This is a genomic window from Actinokineospora xionganensis (assembly GCF_014323725.1).
In the GTDB taxonomy this organism is placed as follows: domain Bacteria; phylum Actinomycetota; class Actinomycetes; order Mycobacteriales; family Pseudonocardiaceae; genus Actinokineospora; species Actinokineospora xionganensis.
The window spans coordinates 177,858-198,209 of the sequence record NZ_JABVED010000002.1 but is presented as its reverse complement, the minus strand read 5'-3'; the positions used below and the strand labels follow the sequence as shown (position 1 = coordinate 198,209).

General features: G+C 68.9%; 16 protein-coding genes. 9 read left to right on the top strand and 7 right to left on the bottom strand.

Annotated features, from left to right (window positions below):
• The first annotated feature begins 8 nt into the window (after positions 1 to 8).
• Genes nuoL through nuoN form a run of 3 tightly spaced genes read left to right on the top strand, consistent with a single transcriptional unit; the run spans position 9 to position 5,202 of the window.
• Positions 9 to 1,973: an NADH-quinone oxidoreductase subunit L gene (gene nuoL, locus GPZ80_RS04470; RefSeq protein WP_187218959.1), complete on the top strand. Its 1,965-nt coding sequence runs from the start codon at positions 9 to 11 to the stop codon at positions 1,971 to 1,973.
• Positions 1,970 to 3,619, top strand: a complete 1,650-nt coding sequence (locus GPZ80_RS04465) for an NADH-quinone oxidoreductase subunit M (RefSeq protein WP_187218469.1) — start codon at positions 1,970 to 1,972, stop codon at positions 3,617 to 3,619. The genes nuoL and GPZ80_RS04465 overlap by 4 nt, the downstream gene beginning before the upstream one ends.
• Complete coding sequence (gene nuoN / locus GPZ80_RS04460; RefSeq protein ID WP_187218468.1) at positions 3,619 to 5,202, top strand: NADH-quinone oxidoreductase subunit NuoN; 1,584 nt, start codon at positions 3,619 to 3,621, stop codon at positions 5,200 to 5,202. The genes GPZ80_RS04465 and nuoN overlap by 1 nt, the downstream gene beginning before the upstream one ends.
• A gap of 46 nt (positions 5,203 to 5,248) precedes the next feature.
• On the opposite strand, the gene GPZ80_RS04455 is transcribed toward nuoN, so the two are convergent.
• A complete protein-coding gene (locus GPZ80_RS04455; protein ID WP_187218467.1) occupies positions 5,249 to 6,112 on the bottom strand; it encodes a hypothetical protein in 864 nt (287 codons plus the stop codon).
• Positions 6,113 to 6,279: 167 nt separating this feature from the next.
• Between GPZ80_RS04455 and GPZ80_RS04450 the strand changes: the two genes are divergently transcribed.
• The 4 genes from GPZ80_RS04450 to GPZ80_RS04435 all read left to right on the top strand — a co-directional run bounded on the left by GPZ80_RS04450 (position 6,280) and on the right by GPZ80_RS04435 (position 12,129).
• Positions 6,280 to 7,296, top strand: coding sequence for a polyprenyl synthetase family protein (locus tag GPZ80_RS04450; protein ID WP_312880108.1), 1,017 nt, complete (start codon positions 6,280 to 6,282; stop codon positions 7,294 to 7,296).
• Between the two features lie 145 nt (positions 7,297 to 7,441).
• On the top strand, positions 7,442 to 9,049 hold the full coding sequence (locus GPZ80_RS32440) for a sunset domain-containing protein (protein ID WP_246476764.1): 1,608 nt from the start codon (positions 7,442 to 7,444) through the stop codon (positions 9,047 to 9,049).
• Between the two features lie 222 nt (positions 9,050 to 9,271).
• A complete protein-coding gene (gene arfA / locus GPZ80_RS04440) occupies positions 9,272 to 10,357 on the top strand; it encodes a channel-forming protein ArfA/OmpATb (protein ID WP_187218466.1) in 1,086 nt (361 codons plus the stop codon).
• A gap of 11 nt (positions 10,358 to 10,368) precedes the next feature.
• Positions 10,369 to 12,129, top strand: coding sequence for a sunset domain-containing protein (locus tag GPZ80_RS04435; protein WP_187218465.1), 1,761 nt, complete (start codon positions 10,369 to 10,371; stop codon positions 12,127 to 12,129).
• Positions 12,130 to 12,258: 129 nt separating this feature from the next.
• Here the strand turns inward: GPZ80_RS04435 and GPZ80_RS04430 are convergent, their stop codons facing one another.
• From GPZ80_RS04430 to GPZ80_RS04415, 4 genes are all read right to left on the bottom strand, one after another.
• On the bottom strand, positions 12,259 to 13,317 hold the full coding sequence (locus GPZ80_RS04430; protein ID WP_187218464.1) for a 2-oxoacid:ferredoxin oxidoreductase subunit beta: 1,059 nt from the start codon (positions 13,315 to 13,317) through the stop codon (positions 12,259 to 12,261).
• Positions 13,314 to 15,224, bottom strand: a complete 1,911-nt coding sequence (locus tag GPZ80_RS04425; protein WP_187218463.1) for a 2-oxoacid:acceptor oxidoreductase subunit alpha — start codon at positions 15,222 to 15,224, stop codon at positions 13,314 to 13,316. Before GPZ80_RS04425 ends, GPZ80_RS04430 begins: the two co-directional genes overlap by 4 nt.
• A gap of 316 nt (positions 15,225 to 15,540) precedes the next feature.
• Positions 15,541 to 16,302, bottom strand: a complete 762-nt coding sequence (locus GPZ80_RS04420; RefSeq protein ID WP_187218462.1) for an enoyl-CoA hydratase — start codon at positions 16,300 to 16,302, stop codon at positions 15,541 to 15,543.
• Between the two features lie 175 nt (positions 16,303 to 16,477).
• The gene (locus GPZ80_RS04415; RefSeq protein WP_187218461.1) at positions 16,478 to 16,927 is read right to left on the bottom strand and encodes an Lrp/AsnC family transcriptional regulator; all 450 of its coding nucleotides are present in this window, start codon (positions 16,925 to 16,927) and stop codon (positions 16,478 to 16,480) included.
• 74 nt (positions 16,928 to 17,001) lie between these two features.
• Here GPZ80_RS04415 and ddaH point away from each other — a divergent pair, with 74 nt between their 5' ends.
• Positions 17,002 to 17,868 carry a dimethylargininase gene (gene ddaH, locus GPZ80_RS04410; RefSeq protein ID WP_187218460.1) on the top strand — a complete coding sequence of 289 codons (867 nt, stop codon included), beginning with the start codon at positions 17,002 to 17,004 and terminating at the stop codon, positions 17,866 to 17,868.
• Positions 17,869 to 18,046: 178 nt separating this feature from the next.
• Here ddaH and GPZ80_RS33280 read toward each other — a convergent pair whose 3' ends face one another.
• Positions 18,047 to 18,175 (bottom strand): hypothetical protein, encoded by a 129-nt coding sequence (locus GPZ80_RS33280; RefSeq protein ID WP_281401158.1) that lies wholly within the window; start codon positions 18,173 to 18,175, stop codon positions 18,047 to 18,049.
• Positions 18,176 to 18,330: 155 nt separating this feature from the next.
• Between GPZ80_RS33280 and GPZ80_RS04405 the strand changes: the two genes are divergently transcribed.
• Positions 18,331 to 19,824, top strand: a complete 1,494-nt coding sequence (locus GPZ80_RS04405; RefSeq protein ID WP_187218459.1) for an IMP dehydrogenase — start codon at positions 18,331 to 18,333, stop codon at positions 19,822 to 19,824.
• Here GPZ80_RS04405 and GPZ80_RS04400 read toward each other — a convergent pair.
• Positions 19,821 to 20,339 (bottom strand): DUF6228 family protein, encoded by a 519-nt coding sequence (locus tag GPZ80_RS04400; RefSeq protein ID WP_187218458.1) that lies wholly within the window; start codon positions 20,337 to 20,339, stop codon positions 19,821 to 19,823. The genes GPZ80_RS04405 and GPZ80_RS04400 overlap by 4 nt on opposite strands.
• Positions 20,340 to 20,352: the final 13 nt, after the last annotated feature.

Genomic DNA, 20,352 nt, shown 5'->3' with positions numbered 1-20,352 from the left:
CGGGAAAAATGAGCCTCGCTACCGGGGGGCTAGACACAGTGGTACAGCAGGCGAGCGGCGCGGCGAGCGCCGCCTGGCTGCTGCTCCTGCTGCCCGCCTTCGGCGCGGCCGTGCTGCTGCTCGGCGGCCGCCGCACCGACAAGTGGGGCCACCTGCTCGGCAGCGCCACGGTCATCGCGGCCTTCGTCTACGGCCTGGTCCTCTTCTTCGGCAGCACGTCGCTCGCCGCGGACGACCGGCTGCAGAACCTGAGCCTGTTCGAGTGGATCAACGTCGGCGCGCTGCAGATCGACTTCGGGCTGCGCCTCGACCCGCTGTCGCTGACCTTCGTGCTGCTGATCACCGGTGTGGGCTCGCTGATCCACATCTACTCGATCGGCTACATGCATGATGACGCCGGTCGGCGTCGATTTTTTGGGTATCTGAACCTGTTCATCGCGGCGATGCTGCTGCTGGTCCTGGGCAACTCGTTCGTGACGCTCTACTTCGGCTGGGAGGGCGTCGGTCTCGCCTCCTACCTGCTCATCGGCTGGTACCAGGGCAAGGACTTCGCGGCCACGGCGGCGAAGAAGGCGTTCATCATGAACCGGGTCGGTGACGTCGGCCTGGCCCTGGCGATCTTCCTGATGTTCAAGACCATGGGCAGCACCCAGTTCGACGTGGTGTTCGACAAGATCGGCGACCAGTCCACCGCGACCGTCGTCGCGATCGGCCTGCTGCTCCTGCTCGGCGCGTGCGGCAAGTCGGGCCAGTTCCCGCTGCAGGCCTGGCTTCCGGACGCGATGGCCGGTCCGACCCCCGTCTCGGCCCTGATCCACGCGGCGACGATGGTGACCGCGGGCGTCTACCTGATCGCCCGCTCCAGCCCGATCTACTCGCTGCCTCAGGCCGCGGACGCGCGCTTCGCGGTGATGATCATCGGTGCGCTCACGCTGATCATCGGGTGCGTCATCGGCTGCGCGTACGACGACTTCAAGAAGGTCCTCGCGTACTCCACGGTCAGCCAGATCGGCTACATGATCCTGGCTGTGGGCCTCGGCCCGGCCGGGTACGCCCTGGGCATCATGCACCTGCTCACGCACGGCTTCTTCAAGGCCGGGCTGTTCCTCGGGGCTGGTTCGGTCATGCACGGCATGAACGACGAGGGCGACATCCGCCGCATGGGCGGGCTGGCGCGCAAGATGCCGGTCACCTTCATCACCTGGACCCTGGGCTACCTCGCGCTGATCGGCTTCCCGTTCCTGTCGGGCTATTTCTCCAAGGACGCGATCATCGCGGCGGCCTTCGGCGAAACCGGCTGGCGCGGCTGGGTCTTCGGCGGCGTGGCCCTGCTCGGCGCCGGGATCACCGCGTTCTACATGACGCGCCTGCTGATCCTGGTGTTCCTGGGCAAGCCGCGCTACGAGAACCTCAAGTCCGAGGACGGCCGCGACTACCACCCGCACGAGTCGCCGGCGAGCATGACGATCCCGATGATCGTGCTGGCCGTCGGCTCGATCGGCGCGGGCGCGTTCCTCGCCCTCGGCGACCGGCTCGCGGGCTGGCTCGAACCGACCGTCGGCGCGACGCTTGAGACGCACGGGCCGCTGTCGCACGGCCTGATCGCGGTCCTCACGGTGGCGCTGTCCTTCCTCGGCGCGCTCATCGCGTACCTGATCTTCGGTCGCCGCGAGCAGCCGGTCACCCGGCCGGTGCGGGTGTCGTTCCCGGTCCGCGCCGCGCGCGCCGACCTGTACGGCAACCACCTCAACGAGGCGCTGTTCGGTCGGCCGGGCATCTGGCTCACCCGGGCGCTGGTCTTCGTCGACAACCGGGGTGTGGACGGCCTGGTCAACGGTCTCGCGGCGGGTCTGGGCGGTAGCTCGGGTCGCCTGCGGCGCACCCAGACCGGCTTCGTCCGCTCCTACGCCCTATCCATGCTCGGAGGGTCGATCCTGGTGATCGCCGCGTTCTTGATGGTGAGGTTCGCATGAGTCCGACCGTCTCCGGCGACGGCTCCTGGGTCATGGCCGTTCTACTCCTGTTGCCGCTCGTCGGCGCGGGAGTGGTCATGGCCCTGCGCAAGAACGACCGCCTGGCAAAGCAGGCCGCGCTCGTCTTCTCCATCGGCGAGCTGGCCATGGCCGCGTGCGCGTGGGGCAAGTTCGAGGCGAGCGGGGCGCGGCTGCAGCAGTCGTTCTCCTTCGACTGGATCCCGTCCTTCGGCGTGCACATCTCCTTCGGCGTCGACGGCATCGCGCTCGTGATGATCGCGACCATCGCCGTGCTGACCCCGATCGTGATCGGCGCGGGCTGGGCCGACAAGCTGCCCGAGGGCCGCACCGCGGGCGGGTTCTTCGCGCTGATCCTGCTGGAGCAGGCACTCACCATCGGCGTGTTCGCCGCGACCGACGTGTTCCTGTTCTACGTGCTCTTCGAGATCATGCTGATCCCGATGTACTTCCTGATCGGCTCCTACGGCGGCGCCCGCAGGCAGTACGCGGCGGTGAAGTTCTTCCTGTACTCGTTCCTCGGCGGCCTGATCATGCTGGCCTCCGTGATCGCCTGCTACGTCATGGCGGGCGACGAGTTGGGCAAGGGCACCTTCGACTGGCAGACGCTGGTCGGGGTCGTGTCCGACGCGCCACTGAGCACGCAGATCTGGCTGTTCCTCGGCTTCTTCGCCGCGTTCGCCTTCAAGGCGCCGCTGGTGCCGTTCCACACCTGGCTGCCGGACGCCACCGCGGAGGCGCCGATCGTCGTCGGTGTGCTGCTGGTCGGTGTGCTCGACAAGGTCGGCACCTTCGGCTTCCTGCGCTACCTGCTGCCGATGTTCCCCGACGCGAGCAAGGAACTGGCGCCCTACGTGCTGGTCCTCGCGGTCGCGGGCATCATCTACGGCGCGATGCTGGCCTCCGGACAGACCGACATGAAGCGGTTCGTCGCCTACGTCTCGATCGCCCACTTCGGGTTCATCGCGCTGGGCATCTTCGCGTTCAGCTCGCAGGCCATGGCCGGTTCGGTGACCTACATGCTCAACCACAGCATCGCCACGGGGATGCTGATCCTGGTCATCGGCATGGTGATCTCCCGCGGCGGCTCGACCCGCATCGCCGACTACGGCGGCATGTCGAAGCTGACCCCGGTGCTCGCGGGCATGCTGCTGATCGCGGGTCTGAGCACGCTGTCGCTGCCGGGCACGAACTCGTTCATCAGCGAGTTCCTGGTCCTCATCGGCTCGTTCCCGAACCAGCCCGTGTTCACCATCATCGCCACCACCGGCATGGTCCTCGCGGCCATCTACGTGCTGTGGCTCTACCAGCGGATCATGACCGGTCCGCTGCGCGGCAACGCCTTGGTCACCCAGGAACCGCCCATCGACGCGCCGGTGGACGCGACCTCCGGCGGACCCGGCGCGGTGAAGGTCAAACTCGAACCCGAGGTCAGCGCGCACAAGGCGATCTTCGACCTGAACGGCCGGGAGAAGCTGGTGCTCGCACCGCTGCTCCTGCTGATCATCGGCCTGGGCGTGTACCCGAAGCCGGTTCTCGACGTCGTGACTCCCACAGTGGACGCCACGATGTGCGAAGCGGCCCTGGTCGACCCGGTTCCCGCAGAGAGGCAACTGCAGTGTCAGTGATGTCGACGGTCCTGCTGCTCGCCCAGGACCAGCCGTTGCCCCCCACCCCCAAGGTGGAGGCGCCGCCGCTCACCGCGATCTGGCCGATCCTGATCGTGCTCGGCGCGGCCTGCGTGGGTGTGCTGTTCGAGGCGTTCCTGCCCCGCCACCAGCGCTGGCCCGCGCAGGTCGTGCTCACGCTGCTGGCGGTGGTGGGCGCGGGACTCCAACTCGCGTTCTACCTGACCGACGCTCCCGCGGCCGGTGAGCTGGCCATGTTCGGCACGCTCGCCGTCGACCGGCCCGCGCTGTTCCTCTGGGGCACGCTGCTGGCGCTGTCGTTCGGCGCGGTGCTGCTGATCGCCGACCGCTCCGTCGAGCCCGGCGGCGCGTTCGTCGCCACCGCGGCGATCCGCCCCGGCACCCTCCAGGACAGGGCCCAGGTCACCGCGACCGGCATGCAGACCGAGGTCTTCCCGCTGACGCTGTTCGCGCTCGGCGGCATGATGATCTTCTGCTCGGCCAACGACCTGCTGACGATGTTCATCGCACTGGAAGTGCTGTCACTGCCGCTGTACCTGATGTGCGGCCTCGCCCGCCGTCGTCGCCTGCTCTCGCAGGAAGCGGCGGTCAAGTACTTCCTGCTCGGCGCGTTCGCCTCGGCGTTCTTCCTCTACGGCCTGGCCCTGCTCTACGGCTACGCCGGCTCGGTTCGCCTCTCCGACATCGCGGCCGCGGCGGCCGGCACGGACCGCTCCGACACGCTGTTGTTCGCCGGTATGGCGCTGCTGATCGTCGGCCTGCTGTTCAAGGCCTCCGTCGGCCCGTTCCACACCTGGACCCCGGACGTCTACCAGGGCGCGCCGACCCCGGTCACCGCGTTCATGGCCGCCTGCACCAAGGTCGCCGCGTTCGGCGGCATCCTGCGCGTCCTGCAGGTCGCGTTCGAGGCCACCAGCTGGGAATGGCGCAGCGTCCTGTGGGGCGTCGCCATCGTCTCGATGATCATCGGTGCGGTCCTCGGCCTGACCCAGACCGACGTCAAGCGGATGATCGCCTACTCCTCGGTCGCCCACGCGGGCTTCCTGCTCGTCGGCGCCATCGCACTGACCGAGAAGGGCCTGTCGGCGACGCTGTTCTACCTGCTGACCTACGGCTTCACCACGCTGGCCGCGTTCGGCGTGATCAGCCTGGTCCGCGACTCCTCGGGCGAGGCGACGCACCTGTCGCAGTGGGCGGGACTGGCGAAGCGCTCGCCGCTGGTGGCGGGCGTGTTCACCTTCATCCTGTTGGCGCTCGCCGGAATCCCGCTGACCAGCGGGTTCGTCGGCAAGTTCGTCGTGTTCGAGGCCGCCCTGGCCGACGGCATGGCGCCGCTGGTCGTCATCGCCCTGGTCGCCTCGGCGGTCGCGGCGTTCTTCTACCTGCGGGTGATCGTGCTGATGTACTTCAGCGAGCCCGCCGCCGACGGCCCCACCGTCACGGTCCCGGGCGCGTTCACCACGGCCGCCATCACCCTCAGCGTCGTAGTGACGCTGCTGCTCGGCATCGCCCCCGCCTTCGCCCTCGACTGGGCCGCGGGCGGAGTGTTCGCCATCCGCTAGACGGTCGGTGAAACGGGGCCTCGCGATGTTCGCGGGGCCCCGTTTCTCATGTGCCCAGCTTCGCCGGGAGTTCGATTTCCAGTTCCCTGGCCCGACCCTCGCCGACCGCGACACAGGTGCTCTTGACCTCCACCTGCGACGTCGTGCCGACCGTGGCCCGACCGATCGTGGCCCGACGCGCCACCACCTCGTGCCCGCCGAGGGTTGTCGCGTGCGAGGACTCCCAGTCCTTGGTGCTGTCCCACCGAGCGGCCTGGACCCGGTCGCCCAACTGAAGTTCGATGTCGGCCAAGGTCCAGTAGACGGCCATGGAGACCACGTACTGGGCGCCCTGGTAGTTGTCGCAGGTCTCCCAGGTGGCGGTGGCGTCTTCGGCCTGAACTGCCTCGCGCACCATCCGCCCGGCCAATTCCCCGTCACCCGCGTTCGAGGGCGCCTTGGTGACGATCGGGACGACCACGACGGCGACGAGGGCCACCGCGACGCTCGCGCCGATCACGACGCCCTTGCGGGTCGGCGCGGGCGGCCCGGCCATGCGCACCGCCACGAAGATCCACACCACCGAACCGATGAAGCCGAGCACGAACAGCCAGCCCACCGCGTCCAGGGCCATCAGCGCGCTGTCCGAGCCAACCCTCGTCGAGCCGAGCACGGGAATCCTGGCGGTGGGCGTGTCGCCGTAGTCGGCCACAAGCAGCCCGGCGCCGACCAGGGACACGGCCGCCGCCACGAACGGAGCCGCGAGGTCGCTCGGCAGCGTTCCCCGCTTCGCGGTCCTGATGGCGAAGAACAGAGGCGCCAGCGTGAGGACCGGTCCGATGACCGTGAACAGGTAAATCACGAGCAACCAGCCGTCCGCGGACAGCCGCAGAGCGAGGAAGAGCACCACAGCCGCAAGCCGCACAGTCACGTTCACCTAGGTTCGCACGGGTGATCCTGACTCATCGAACCCCGATCGAGAATCCGGACTACTACTCAAGCGGGAACGTTGCGTGAGTCACGCCCATTGCCTGACGTGGAAGTTCAACCGCCAAGTAGGCTCATTTTCACCAACCACGCTGATCAGGAGCGCCGCGAGTGACTGACACCGAGAACTCGGCCATTTCCGAGGTGCCCGCGTCGCTGGGACTCGACAACGCCGACCCGGCGCTCGTCGACGCCGTCGTCACCGGACTGGCGACGGTCGAGGAGCTGCTGCGCTCCGTCGTGCGCAGCGACGTCGATTTCGTCGACCAGGCCGCGCTGCACCTGGTGAAGGCGGGCGGCAAGCGTTTTCGGCCGCTCTTCACCCTGTTGTGCGCGCAGTTCAACGACGGCAACACGGAGCAGGTCATCGCCTCCGCCGCCGCGGTGGAGCTGGTCCACCTGGCCACGCTGTACCACGACGACGTCATGGACGAGGCCACCATGCGCCGCGGCGACGCGAGCGCCAACGCCCGGTGGGACAACTCGATCGCCATCCTGACCGGCGATTTCCTCTTCGCCCACGCGTCGATGCTCGTCGCCGACCTCGGCGCCGCCGCGACCCGGATCATCGCCGAGACCATGCGCGAGCTGGTCACCGGCCAGCTGCGCGAGACCGTCGGCCCCCGCGACAGCGACCCGATCGAGCACTACCTGTCGGTGATCGGCCAGAAGACCGGCTCCCTGATCGCCACCGCGGGCCGCTACGGCGCGATGTTCTCCGGCGCAACCCCAGAGCAGACCGAGGCGCTGTTCAAGTACGGCGAGATCATCGGCGCCGCGTTCCAGCTCTCCGACGACGTCATCGACATCGCCTCGCCCGCCGCCGAGTCCGGCAAGACGCCCGGAACCGACCTGCGCGAAGGCGTGCTGACGCTCCCGATGCTCTACGCCATCGACGATGGCGGAGACCCCCGGCTCACCGAGCTGCTCGCCGGCCCGATCACCGACGACGACGGCGTCGAGGACGCCCTCACCCGGCTGCGGAAGTCGCCCGGACTGGAGCGCGCGCGCAAGACTCTCGACGAGTACGCAATTTCGGCGAAGAACGAATTGGTGTCCCTTCCGGAATGCGCGGCACGCGAGGCATTGGATCTGTTGACACGTTATGTAGTCGCCCGTACCCGATAAGGCACTACCGGCGACGCGAAACTGTGATGTGTCCGGGAAATCCCGGGGAGCATCCCTGTCGTGAACTCGACCGCAGTAGCCTCCTCTAGGCTCGAACAACGGTCTTACGCGCCGCGATGGCGCGGCCGGGAGGGAGAAGTGGCAGATGCCGTTCTTCGGTCAGGTGTGGGTGTGGAGCCTCGCCGGATTCCTGGTCGGCGCGCTGCTGTGCTGGATCCTGATCGCGAACCCGGCGCGCAAGCGCGTCGCGGATCTGCAGAACCGGCTCGCCGCTTCCCGCAGGCGTGAGGCCCAGGCGCCCGCCGAGGACTACGCGACCTCGTACGCCGACCCTTTGCCGCGTGCCACGGACTTCGCCGACGATTACGAATCGCACGAGTTCCGGTCGGCGCCCGCTCTCGTTCCCGGCTTCGAGTCCCAGGACCGCGGCGACTACCGCGACGGTTTCGCCCAGCTCGACCAGCGTGACGCGCACGGTGAGCACGACGACCACCGCGATGATCACGATGACCGTGACGAGCGCGATGGCCAGGACAGCCGCCGCGGCGACAGCGGCGAGTTCGACCAGGCCCTGTTCGCCGCCGAGCACGCCCGCCTCGACACCCAGGACGACTACGACGCCGAGCCGGACCGCGCCGACGACGCGCAGGACGAGCAGCGCGACGAGTACGACCGGCGGGACGAGTACGACCACGCCGAGGACGGTCAGGACGACGCCGACGAGCGCGGCGCCCTGCGCCTGGGTGAGGTCGAGGAGACCCGGCACGCCGGGTCGCTGCTCGCCGACGCCGCCGAAACCACCCAGTACATCCCGGCCGACCGCGCGGCGGAGCTGAGCGAGGCTCCCGCCGAGAAGTGGTTGCCCGGGCAGGCCGAGCCCGGCGACGAACACCTCGTCGACGACTTGGCCGAAGCCGAGGCCGAAGTCGCCCGCAGCCGTGAGGACGACCGCTCCGACACCGGTGGCGGCACGATCTTCACCCAGCACACCACCCCGATCCCCGCCGAGTTGATCCGCCGGATCGATGCCGAAGGCGAGCAGGACAACACCGACGACGCTCTCGTCGACGATCTCGATGAAGAGCAGGAGGACCAGGCCGCACCGGACCGGACCGTCAGCGCCCCGGCGCCCGCGGCGTCGATCGACGCCGCCACGCAGTTCGTCCGCCCCGTGCCGCCCACGTCCGTCGTCGAGCCGGATCCACTGCCCGCGCCGCCAGTCGCGCAGCCAGTGGCAGCGACCGAGCCCGCGGAGGAACCGAACTTGGCGTACGGAGAGGTGCGCGTCACCACCACGACCAGCGCGCTGCCCAAGCGCATCCCGGCCAAGCCACAGGGCCGGATCCCGTTCGGCATCCAGCCCGCCCCGCCCGCGCCCGCCACCCCGGCGACCGCGACGGCGCCCGCGGCCGAGGCCGAGCGCTCCCTGTTCGAGCCGATCCGCCCGGCGGACGAAGCCGTGGCCGCGACGTCGGTCCTGCCCGAGAGCCGACCGCGGCGCTCGCGCACCGCGCTGAAGCAGGCGCCGATGGGCGGGGTCGACCCGTTCGTCCCGCCGGGCCCGTTCGGTCCGGGATCGGCGATGCCGTTGCCCGGTGGGGAATCGCCGTCGGGCGACTACGTCATCAAGGCCAGCGTCACCGCGCTTCGGTACTGCTCACCCGAGTCGCCGAAGTTCGACCGGACCATCGCCGAGGTGTGGTTCCGGTCGGTCGCCGACGCCGAGCGAGTGGGGTTCCGACCGCTGGCTTGACGCCGGGGAGTCGGCCGTTCACTCCAAGTGGCGGCTATGTTGCGGGAATGATAAAAGACACCGTGCGCTTTTCGGAGTGCTAGAGGTCGTCCAAATGGACGATCGGAGGTGTTTGTCCCGTTCGGAGCTGCCATGCCAGGTTCCGTTTCAGATTCCCTTCAACCAGGCGAAACTCTGATTCGTCGCACGAAGACCACGAACTACGATCGACGCGGCGGAATTTTGCCCTGGCTGTTGGGGCTGGTGCTGATCCCGGCGCTGCTCGCGCTGCTGGCGACCGTCACGCCGTTCGGCAAACGCGATGAAGTCGAGTCCGATCTCGCGCTCAAGTCGCAGAACGCTCTCGCGGCAGCGGGAATCTCCGGAGCCGACGTGCGGATGGACGGCGTCGTCGCCAACGTCTCGGGTGTCCCGGCCGGGCAGATCGACGCCGCGCGCGGCGCGGTCGAGTCGGTCGACGGGGTCTGGTCGGCGTCCGTCGCGGGTGGACCCGCGGGCGACACCGCGGGCACGGACTCCACTGGTCCCAACGCTTCCAGTGCGCCGGCGAGCTCGGCGAACCCGGTGCCACCGGCGCCGGGTGTCCCGATGAAGGCCGACCTCAAGGACGGCTCGGTCGTGCTGAGCGGCGCCGTTCCCGATGAGGCCGCGCGCGCGGCTCTCGTCGCGTCCGCCACCCAGGCCGCGGGCGGACGTCCCGTCGTCGACCAGTTGACCGTGACGCCGGGAGCGACGCTTCCGTTGCCCGCGGCCGAACTGGGCAAGGCCGTGGGCATCCTGGGCACCGCCCCGGGTGACCGCGGCGTGAGCTGGGACGGCGACACGGTGACCCTGTCCGGTTCGGTCCCGACCGAGCAGGACAAGGCCGCGGCGGAACAGGCGGCGACCGCGATGGCGGGCGGCGCCAAGATCGACAACAAGCTGACCGTCGCCGCCCCGCCGGTCGACAAAGCGGCTGTGCAGCAGCAGATCAACGCACTGATCGCGGCCCAGCCGATCACCTTCCAGCCCAACTCGGCCACGCTCACCCCCGCGGGGGAGAACACGGTGCAGCAGATCGCGCCGCTGCTCAAGGGCGTGTCCATCGAGGTCGGCGGCCACATCGCCGACGCGCCGGGCAACGACAGCGTCGACGGGCAGCAGCTCAGCGACCAGCGCGCCGCCACCGTCCAATCGCGACTCGCCCAGCTCGGGGTCGCCGCGGACCGCATCACCGCCAAGGGCTACGGCAGCACCAAGCCCGTGGCGCCCAACAACACCGCAGCAGGCCAGGCGGCCAATCGCCGGGTCGAAATCGTCGTCCTTTAGGAGACCAGACCATGAAATATCTCTTCGGGCAGGTGTGGCTCTGGTTGCTGCTGTCCTTTCTGCTGGGTGCGCTTTTCACCTGGCTGGTTCAGCGGTTCTTCCGCAAGCCCAAGGTCGAGGTGACCGAGGAACGCATCGGTGGCCCCGCCGTCAAGGACAGCGACCGCTCGCCCAAGCGCGCCGCGAGCACGGACAAGGCGAGCGCCTCGGCACGGCCACGTGCTTCCGCACTGGGCTCGCTCGACGACGATGAGCGCACCGGAACCCTGCGCGCCGACGACACTCCGGGCGACGACACCCCGACCGGCCGCATCCCGGTCCAGACGCTCGACGACACGGGTCGCTCCGGCACGTTGAAGGGCTCACTGGACGACGAGCCCAAGTCCGACCCGGCCGCCATGCTCGGCGCGGCAGGCCTCGCCACCGCGGGCGGCGCCGCGGTGGGCAAGATGGAGGACAAGGACGAGGACTCAGCCAAGGAGACGGCCACCGCCGCCACCACGGCCAAGCACCACCTCGTCGAAGAGGACGACTCGAGCAAGACGGAGTGGATGGCCGCCCCGCCGCCCTCGATGGAGGAAGGCAACCGCGACACCCTCCCCGCCATGTCCGACGAGGAAGCCGTGAGCGACCTGAACGTGAGCGGCTCCGCGACCAGCGGCGCGGCCGCGGGCGCGGCGGCCGGGATGGCGGCACGGCGGGCGGGCACGACCGACAAGAACGGCTCGCCGACCGACGAGGACAGCGGTCCGGGCACCCTCGCGGGTTCCGGCCCGATCGCCGGTGCCGCCGCCACGGGCGTGGCCACCGGCTCGGGCGCCGACGGCCTCGCGGGCACGGGTCCGGTCGCCGACCCGGAGTCCGACAAGGGTTCCGGCAACGGGTCCGACCAGAGTTCCGACACGGGCCTCGGCTCGCACGTCGTCGGTTCCACTGGTTCCGGCGCTGACCGCGGCCTCCCAGTGGAACCGGAGTCGGACACGGACGCGGACGCGGGCAAGGGCGGCACCCCGATGTTCGCCACCTCCACGGCCGTCGCGGAGGCGCCTGCCATCGAGGAGCCGTACGGCCCGGGATCGGCGCGTCCCGGACCCGGTGGGGCGTCCCCCGGCCCCGAGTACACCATCAAGGGCAACGCGGACTCGATGCTGTTCCACACCACCGAATCCCCGTACTACGGCCGCACCAAGGCGGAGGTCTGGTTCAAGTCCGCCGCCGACGCCGAGCGCGCGGGCTTCACGCCGTGGTCTCGCACCAAGCGTGAGGCGCGGCCCGCCGTGGCACAGCCGACGTGGGAGGCGGGCGAGTACGCGGGCTCGGCCAAGCCGAAGGCCGACGGCACCGCCCCCGCGGAAGAGTTCAAGGTCAAGGGCAACGTCGACTCCATGCTGTTCCACACCGAGGAGTCAGCGTTCTATTCGGTGACCAAAGCCGAAGTCTGGTTCCGCGACGCGGAAGAGGCGGAGGCGGCGGGATTCCGGCCCTGGAACCGCGTCGGTGGTGCGGAACGGGGTCAGACGGAGGTCCCGCGGCAGGCGGTCGCTCGGGTGCCTGAGGGACCGTTCGGGCCGAACTCGGCGAATCCGAAGGCTGATGGATCGGCGCCTTCGGATGAGTTCACCATCAAGGGGAACGCGGACTCGATGCTGTTCCACACGACCGAGTCGCCGTACTACCCACGGACTCGGGCTGAGGTCTGGTTCAAGACCGCTTCGGATGCGGAGCAGGCTGGGTTCACGGCCTGGAACAAGCGCCGCAGCGAGAAGAGCTAGGCAGGACGGGTATGAGTGGCCGCTACCTGTGCGGGGTGGCGGCCACTCTGCTTGCCTGGACGAGGGTGCAGGGATCAAGAACAAAGGGCCGCCACCCTACTGGGGTAGCGGCCCTTTGTCTGGCTCAGATCAAGGTGCGATGGTCCAGGTGTCCTTGCCGTGCAGCAGGCTTCGCAGGTCTGCGGGCTTGCTCTCCACGGCCTGCGCCACCTGCGCCCGGGCCAGATCGTCGTAGGTGTCCCGGCGTACCGACCTGAAGACACCCGTGATGGTGTGGCTCAGGTCCTGAGTGGACAGACGCGACAACGCGAAGGCGTAGGACGGGTCCTCGATGTGGGCGTCGTGCACCACCAGGGCTTCCTCGCCCACCTCGCTGACCTTCGCGACCTCCAGCGACCCGAAGCCCGACCGGACCACGCCGTACTCGCCTTCCGCGCCGAAGCGGATGGGCTTGCCGTGTTCCAGGTTGATCAGGCGCTGCTCGGCCTCGCCCGGCTCCTTCAGCACGTCGAAGGCGCCGTCGTTGAAGATGGGGCAGTTCTGGTAGATCTCCACCAGTGCCGAGCCCCGGTGTTCCGCCGCCTGACGCAGGACGTCGGTGAGGCCGACCTTGTCGGAGTCCAGTGCCCGGCCGACGAACGTCGCCTCGGCGCCCAGGGCCAGGGACACCGGGTTGAACGGGTGGTCCAGTGAGCCCATCGGGGTCGACTTGGTGACCTTGCCCGGCTCCGACGTCGGCGAGTACTGGCCCTTGGTGAGGCCGTAGATCCGGTTGTTGAACAGCAGGATCTTCAGGTTCACGTTGCGGCGCAGCGTGTGGATCAGGTGGTTGCCGCCGATCGACAGCGAGTCGCCGTCGCCGGTGACGACCCACACCGACAGGTCCGGGCGCGCGGTGGCCAGGCCGGTCGCGATGGCCGGGGCGCGGCCGTGGATCGAGTGCATCCCGTAGGTGTTCATGTAGTACGGGAACCGTGAGGAGCAGCCGATGCCGGAGACGAAGACTATGTTCTCCCGCTTGAGGCCCAGTGTCGGCAGGAACGACTGCACCGCGTTGAGCACGATGTAGTCGCCACAGCCGGGGCACCAGCGGACTTCCTGGTCGGACTTGTAGTCCTTGGCCTTCTGCGGCTCGTCGGTCGTCGGCACCCCCGCGAGGCCGGGCAGCCCAAGATCAATCGCGGTCATGCGTCGACCCCTTTCACGATGTCCGTGAGGACGTTCTGGAGTTCCTCGGCCATGAACGGCAGGCCCGCGACCTTGGTGTAGCTGATCACGTCGACCAGGTACCGCCCACGAAGCAGCAACGACAGTTGGCCGAGGTTCATTTCCGGAACGACGACCTTGTCGTAGCTCCGCAGGACCTCACCCAGGTTGGCGGGGAACGGGTTCAGGTGGCGCAGGTGCGCCTGGGCGACCGCGTGGCCGAGCTTGCGCACCCGCCGCGCCGCCGCGCCGATCGGGCCGTAGGACGAGCCCCAGCCCAGCACCAGCACCCGCGCCTTGCCGGACGGGTCGTCCACCTCGATGTCGGGCACGTCGATGCCGTCGATCTTGGCCTGACGCAGCCGGACCATCTTGTCGTGGTTGTCCGGGTCGTAGGAGATGTTGCCGGTGCCGTCCTGCTTCTCCAGACCGCCGATGCGGTGCTGCAGACCGGCGGTGCCGGGCAGTGCCCACGCGCGGGCCAGCGTCTCCGGGTCGCGCAGGTACGGCCAGAACTCGCCGGACCCGTCCGGGGCGTTGGGCTCGGTGGCGAACTCCACCGTCAAGTCGGGCAGCGTGTCCAGCTCCGGGACCAACCACGGCTCGGAGCCGTTGGCGATGGCGCCGTCCGAGAGCAGCAGCACCGGGGTGCGGTACTTCAGCGCGATCCGGGTGGCCTCGACCGCCGCGGCGAAGCAGTCCGCCGGGGACTGCGGGGCGATGATCGGGACCGGGCACTCGCCGTTGCGGCCGTACATGGCCTGCAGCAGGTCGGCCTGCTCGGTCTTCGTCGGCAGACCGGTGGACGGGCCACCGCGCTGCACGTCGATGACCAGCAGCGGGAGTTCGGTCATCACACCGAGGCCGATGGTCTCCGACTTCAGCGCGACACCCGGGCCGGACGTCGAGGTGACACCCAGCGCGCCGCCGTAGGAGGCGCCGAGCGCGGCGCAGATGCCCGCGATCTCGTCCTCGGCCTGGAACGTGGTGATGCCGAACTGCTTGTATTTGCTCAGCTCGTGCAGGATGTCCGACGCCGGGGTGATCGGGTACGTGCCCAGCAGCACCTGCAGCTTCGACTGCACCCCGGCCGCGACGATGCCGTACGCGAGCGCGGTGTTGCCGGTGATCTGCCGGTACGTTCCCGCGGGCAGCTTGGCGGGTGCGACCTGGTAGGTGACGGCGAAGGCCTCAGTGGTCTCGCCGTAGTAGAACCCCGCGCGGAACGCGAGGACGTTGGCCTCGGCGATGTCGGGCTTGCGGGCGAACTTCTCGCGAAGGAACGCCTCGGTGCCCTCGGTCGGCCGGTGGTACATCCACGACAGCAGCCCCAGCGCGAACATGTTCTTGCAGCGCTCGGCGTCCTTCTTGCCCAGGCCGGTCTCGGCCAGCGCGCCCTGGGTGATCGTGGCCATCGCGACCTCGTGCACCTGGAAGGACGACAGCGAGTCGTCTTCCAGCGGGTTCGCCGCGTAGCCGACCTTGGTCAGGTTGCGCTTGGTGAACTCGTCGGTGTTGACGATCAGCGTCCCGCCCGCGGGCAGATCGGCGATGTTCGCCTTGAGCGCCGCCGGGTTCATCGCGACCAACACGTCCGGCCGGTCGCCCGGGGTCAGGATGTCGTAGTCGGCGAAGTGCACCTGGAAGCTGGAGACACCGGGGATCGTGCCCTGGGGGGCGCGGATCTCGGCGGGGAAGTTGGGCATCGTCGACAGGTCGTTGCCGAACGCGGCTGCCTCTGAGGTGAACCTGTCACCTGTCAGCTGCATACCGTCGCCGGAGTCGCCCGCGAACCGGATCACGACTCGGTCGAGTTTGGTCCCGGCCTGACGGGAAGACCCGGCGGAGTCAGCGCCTCCGGCCACGTCGCCGTCCACACTTGTGCTCATGAACTCGCCGATCCCTCTCTCCTGACAGCGTGCTTGGCCAGTGCCGTCCGCTACTGCCAAGGGTAGTCTTCCGCCCCCGGCGAAGCTGGCGTTCGATTGCTCAACCCGGCCTGGTCGCCGACCACTTCGCCTTCCACGGTAGGCATCGAAATCGGCGGGTCCCTCGCAACGCGCTACACATCACAGTCGGGAGACTGCGATCGCGGTCCGAGTGTCCACAGGGTGGTCCGGAAACCCCAAATTTAACTGTAACTCATGGTTACAGTATCCCAGATGCCGGCGGAAGAAGTTCGCTGTGTGGTACGCCACGTAGGGTCTACGGGTTGCCGCTGATCTTGGCCCGCATCTTCGCCAGGAGCTGGGCGAACTCCGGGGTATCCATGGACGCCACCTGGGTGATCAGCTCGGCTTCGACCGCGTCGGCGTGCGCGTCCATCGACGCCGTCGCGCGCATCGTCCGCTTGATGGACCGCACTAGGTCCCGCGGCCCGGCGGCGGCGGGTGCGGCGAGCGCCACGGCCGCGTCCACCAGCGCGTCGTGGTCGCCGTCGACGGTGCGCAGGACCAGCCCGACCCGCTCGGCCTCGGCCGCGTCCGGGATCTGGCCGAACAGGGTCATCGCGGTGGCCGTCTGTGGCCCGACGATCCGCTGCAGCATCCACGTCATGCCGCCGCCCGGGTGGATGCCCAGCTGTAGGAACCGGGCGTCGAACCGCGCCTTCGGACCCGCTAGCCGCACGTCCGCGGCGAGCGCCAGGTTCAGCCCGGCGCCGACCGCCGCCCCGCCCACCGCCGCGATCGTCGGCAGCGACGACCGGGCGACCGCGAGGAAGCCCGCGTAGATCGCCCGCAGCCCCTCCTCGCGCGATTCGCCGAGGACGGTGAGATCCGCCCCCGCGCAGAACGCGGGCGGCGCGCCGGTGATCACGATGGCGGAGGTCTGGTCGTCGGCCTCGCACTCGCCGACCAACTCGGCCAGCCGTGCCGACATAGGCAACGTCAGCGCGTTGCGTCGGTCGGGAGCGTTGAGCGTGATCACGGCGACGCCGTCGCGGCGGTCGAGGAGAACGTCGGTCATGCCTGCGGACCCTAACTGATTGATTCCCAGCTGTTACCAGGTCTCGACCGGCCCACGACGCCGCTGCCCGCGTTGCGGGAACAGCCAAGTACAACCCGGTACGAGCGCTGTCCCCGCGCCTTGGCAGCGACGCCGTGGACCGGCCGATACCAGGCAACAGCTGGGAATCAATCAGTTAGCCGGGCTCAGGCGCGGGGGGACGTTCGAGCAGTGTCGACAACACCACAGTGGAAACAGTGCGGGACACCATGTCGATGGCCCGCAGGCGCTCCAGGGCGTCCTCCAGGTGGTGGATGTTCGCCGCGCGCAGGTGGACGATCGCGTCCGCGGCGCCGGAGACGGTGTACGCGGCCACGACCTCGGTCAGCGGTTCGAGCTTGCGGCGAATTCGGTCGGGTGAGACGTTGCCCTGGCAGTGCACTTCCACAAAGGCCTCAGTGCCCCAGCCGAGTGCCTCAGGATTGACCACCGCGGTGAACCCACGCAGCACGCCTGTCTCCAGGAGACGGTCCACGCGGCGCTTCACGGCCGGGGCCGAAAGCGACACGACTTTCCCGATCTCCGCGTAGCTCGACCGAGCATCGGCGACAAGCTGCGCAATGATTCGCTGATCTATGACGTCCACACGCAACATTGTGCATGCTCAAGAGCAATGGAGCGACATTGATGTGTGTCGAATGTGGCCATACATTTCGATCCATGACGCTGCTCTCCGAAACCGCGGCCCACACCGCCGTGGCCGAGCGGGTTCCGACGACCCGCCGCTACCTGATGTGCGAGCCCAAGTACTTCACCGTCGAGTACGTCATCAACCCGTGGATGGACCCCGACCAGCCCGTCGACACCGCCAAGGCGGTCGCACAGTGGACGGCGCTGAAGGAGACCTACGAGCGGCTGGGCCACAAGGTCGAGACCATCGAGCCGGAGCCCGGCCTGCCCGACATGGTCTTCTCCGCCAACTCGGGCACCGTCGTCGACGGCCGCGTCCTCGGCTCCCGCTTCCGTGCCCCCCAGCGGGCGGCTGAGGCCGACCACTTCCGCCGCTGGTTCCTCGACAACGGCTACCGGGATGTCGTCATGCCGGAGCGGATCAACGAGGCTGAGGGCGACTTCGCCTGGACGGGCGAGGTCCTGCTCGCGGGCACCGGCTTCCGCACCGACCCCGGAGCCCACGCCGAAGCCCAGGAGACTCTGGGTGTCCCCGTGGTGTCCCTCCACCTTGTCGACCCGCGGTACTACCACCTCGACGTCGCACTGTTCGTGCTGTCGGAAGCCCGCGACGGCCGCCGCGCCGAGATCGCCTACTACCCGGCGGCCTTCTCCGAAGGCACCCAGCGAGTCCTCGCCCGCCTCTTCCCGGACGCCGTTATCTGTACGGAGGAGGACGCGGCCTGCCTCGGCATCAACGCCGTCTCCGACGGCCGCAACGTGGTGCTGCCGGTCGAAGCCACCCGCCTCGCGGCGGTCCTGGCGTCCCGCGGGTACGAGCCGGTGATGGTGGACATCTCCGAACTCCGCAAGTCCGGCGGCGGCCCCAAGTGCTGCACGATGGAACTCCGGGGATAAATTGGTGACTCTCCGCGACTAGCGGTGCGCCGAGCTCCGCGCCCTCCTGGGCTCTTGAGCTGCGGCTATCCGAGTTCCGGGGTTCCGTGCCGTCGGTGACTGTGTGTCGATCGCGGGCGTCTTCACGGAAAACAGCGAAGCGGCTCCCAGTGACCACGCTGGGAGCCGCTCGTGTTCGTCACCCGCCGAAGCGACGGACGTCGATCACGTACATCAGTCCGATCACGGCCTGCCCGATCAGCAGGACCGCGACACCGGCCCACAGCAGCGTCGCCGTGTCATCCCGGAAGAACGACGATGCTGCCACCACGACCGTTGCGCTCGCGCTCGCGGGGTAGTTCCAGCCTCGTTCACGGCGGATTCCGGGACGTTCGGGTGCCTGAAACCCCCAGTCGCCCGTCCGGCATGCTGTCGCAACCGCGTTGGGGCGTGTATAAGCGCATGTTGGATCAAGGGGAGACCGTGGCACAGCTGGTAGAGGGCATTTCGCGAACGTTCAACGAGTTCCTGCTGCTGCCGAATCGGACCTCGCTCGAGTGCACGCCCGCCGCGGTGGATTTGCGGGCGCCGCTGGTTCGTCACGTGGCCGGGGAAGCGTCGGCGATCGAGCTGCGGACGCCGTTCACCTCCGCGATCATGCAGGCCGTCAGCTCCCCGGAACTGGCGATCGCCCTGGCGCGTGAAGGCGGTCTGGGCTTCCTGCACCACAACCGGTCGGTTGAAGACCAAGTGGCCGATGTGCGCGCCGTGAAGAACTTCAAAGCCGGCTTCGTCGTCAGCGACACCAACGTGCGCCCCACCGACACGCTCGGGCACCTGTGGGAGCTGATGGAGCGAACCGGCCACACCACGGCCGCGGTGACCGACGACGGCACGGCTTCCGGCCGGTTGCTCGGCCTGGTGACCTCCCGGGACTTCCACCCGCAGCGGCACGACGCCGCCGCGTTGGTCAGCACCCGCATGGTGCCGGTCGAAAAGGTCGCGCACAGCAGCGACGACATCGGGCTCTCCGAGGCGAACGCGCGGCTGTGGGAGGAGCGCCTGGACTGCCTGCCCACGGTGGACGAGTCGGGGCGGCTGCGTCACCTCGTGTTTCGTTCGGACTACACCGACAACAAGCGCTTCCCCACCCAACTGGTGGACGACGGCAAGCGCCTGCGGGTCGGTGCGGGTGTCAACACCCACGACTACCGCGACCGGATCCCGGCACTGGTCGAAGCCGGGGTCGATGTCCTGGCCTTCGACTCCTCCGACGGCTTCAGCGACTGGCAGGCCGAAGCGCTGACCTGGGCGAAGAAGCACTATCCCGAGGTGCCCGTCGGCGGCGGCAACGTCGTGGACGGTGAGGCCTTCACCTTCCTCGCCGACGCGGGCGCCGACTTCATCAAGGTCGGTGTCGGTGGCGGCTCGATCTGCATCACCCGCGACCAGAAGGGCATCGGGCGCGGCCAGGCCAGCGCCGTCCTCGACGTGGCCGCCGCCCGCGACGCCTACCGCGACAACACCGGCCAGTACGTGCCCATCTGCTCCGACGGCGGGCTGCTGCACGACTACCACGTCACGCTGGCCCTGGCGATGGGCGCGGACTTCGTGATGATGGGCCGCTACTTTGCCCGCTTCGACCAGGCCCCCGGCGCGAAGGTCCCCACCCGCGACGGGTTCGTCAAGGAGTACTGGGGCGAGGGGTCGAGCCGGGCCCGAAACTGGCAGCGCTACGGCCAGGGTGGCCGCGGCCTGCTGTTCGAGGAAGGCGTCGACGGTTACGTGCCCTACGCCGGCGACCTCCACGAAGGCCTGGCGACGACGATCGCCAAGATCAAAGCCACCATGGTCTCCTGCGGCGCCATGGACTTGGCCACATTCAAGGCCACCGCCCGCCTGACCTTGGTCTCCGAGCAGAGTTTCCAGGAGAGCCACGCCACCGTCACGGTTCGGGAGACCGCGGGCCTGGACTAGCGATGGAGGAGCCGGTGGATCTCGCCGCCGAGCTGATCGAGTTCCGCGCCACCCTCGACGTCGAGCCGCACGCATGCCGACCACGCGCCGTCCGCACCGCGCCAGGGGCGGAGAGTCCAGGTGACCCGGACGTGTCCACGGCTTGGCGGCTCCACCTCCACCGTGAGGTCCGCGTCGTCCGAGGTCCACCGGCGGGGCGCTCGTATTGTCTCCGCGGCCGTGGCACACAGGAACTCGCCAAGGTCGCTCCTAGCCATCTTCAGCGAGTGCAAGGCAGCGCTCATGCCCGGAGCGCCCAGTTCCACGCACACGGCGAGGACGTGCCCATCCCCATACGGGTCGTGCGGGTTCCAGAGCCGAACCCAGGTGTCGAGGCCGATCGAGACCGCGTCGGGATCGTCCGGATCGAAGACGCACGTCATACCGGCTCGGGCATCCGGTCGAAACTCCGCGAGCCGATTCGCGGTGGTCTCCTGGACCTCGAACCTGTGCGCACGGTCATCGGCGAACTTCAAACCCGCACCCTCG

Excerpts from the sequence above, each read along its gene's own strand:
- nuoN (WP_187218468.1), top strand. The coding sequence starts at position 3,619 with ATGTCGACGGTCCTGCTGCTCGCCCAGGACCAGCCGTTGCCCCCCACC.
- GPZ80_RS04435 (WP_187218465.1), top strand. The coding sequence starts at position 10,369 with ATGAAATATCTCTTCGGGCAGGTGTGGCTCTGGTTGCTGCTGTCCTTT.
- nuoL (WP_187218959.1), top strand. The coding sequence starts at position 9 with ATGAGCCTCGCTACCGGGGGGCTAGACACAGTGGTACAGCAGGCGAGC.
- GPZ80_RS04420 (WP_187218462.1), bottom strand. The coding sequence starts at position 16,302 with ATGACCGACGTTCTCCTCGACCGCCGCGACGGCGTCGCCGTGATCACG.
- GPZ80_RS32440 (WP_246476764.1), top strand. The coding sequence starts at position 7,442 with ATGCCGTTCTTCGGTCAGGTGTGGGTGTGGAGCCTCGCCGGATTCCTG.
- ddaH (WP_187218460.1), top strand. The coding sequence starts at position 17,002 with ATGACGCTGCTCTCCGAAACCGCGGCCCACACCGCCGTGGCCGAGCGG.
- GPZ80_RS04430 (WP_187218464.1), bottom strand. The coding sequence starts at position 13,317 with ATGACCGCGATTGATCTTGGGCTGCCCGGCCTCGCGGGGGTGCCGACG.
- GPZ80_RS04465 (WP_187218469.1), top strand. The coding sequence starts at position 1,970 with ATGAGTCCGACCGTCTCCGGCGACGGCTCCTGGGTCATGGCCGTTCTA.
- GPZ80_RS04425 (WP_187218463.1), bottom strand. The coding sequence starts at position 15,224 with ATGAGCACAAGTGTGGACGGCGACGTGGCCGGAGGCGCTGACTCCGCC.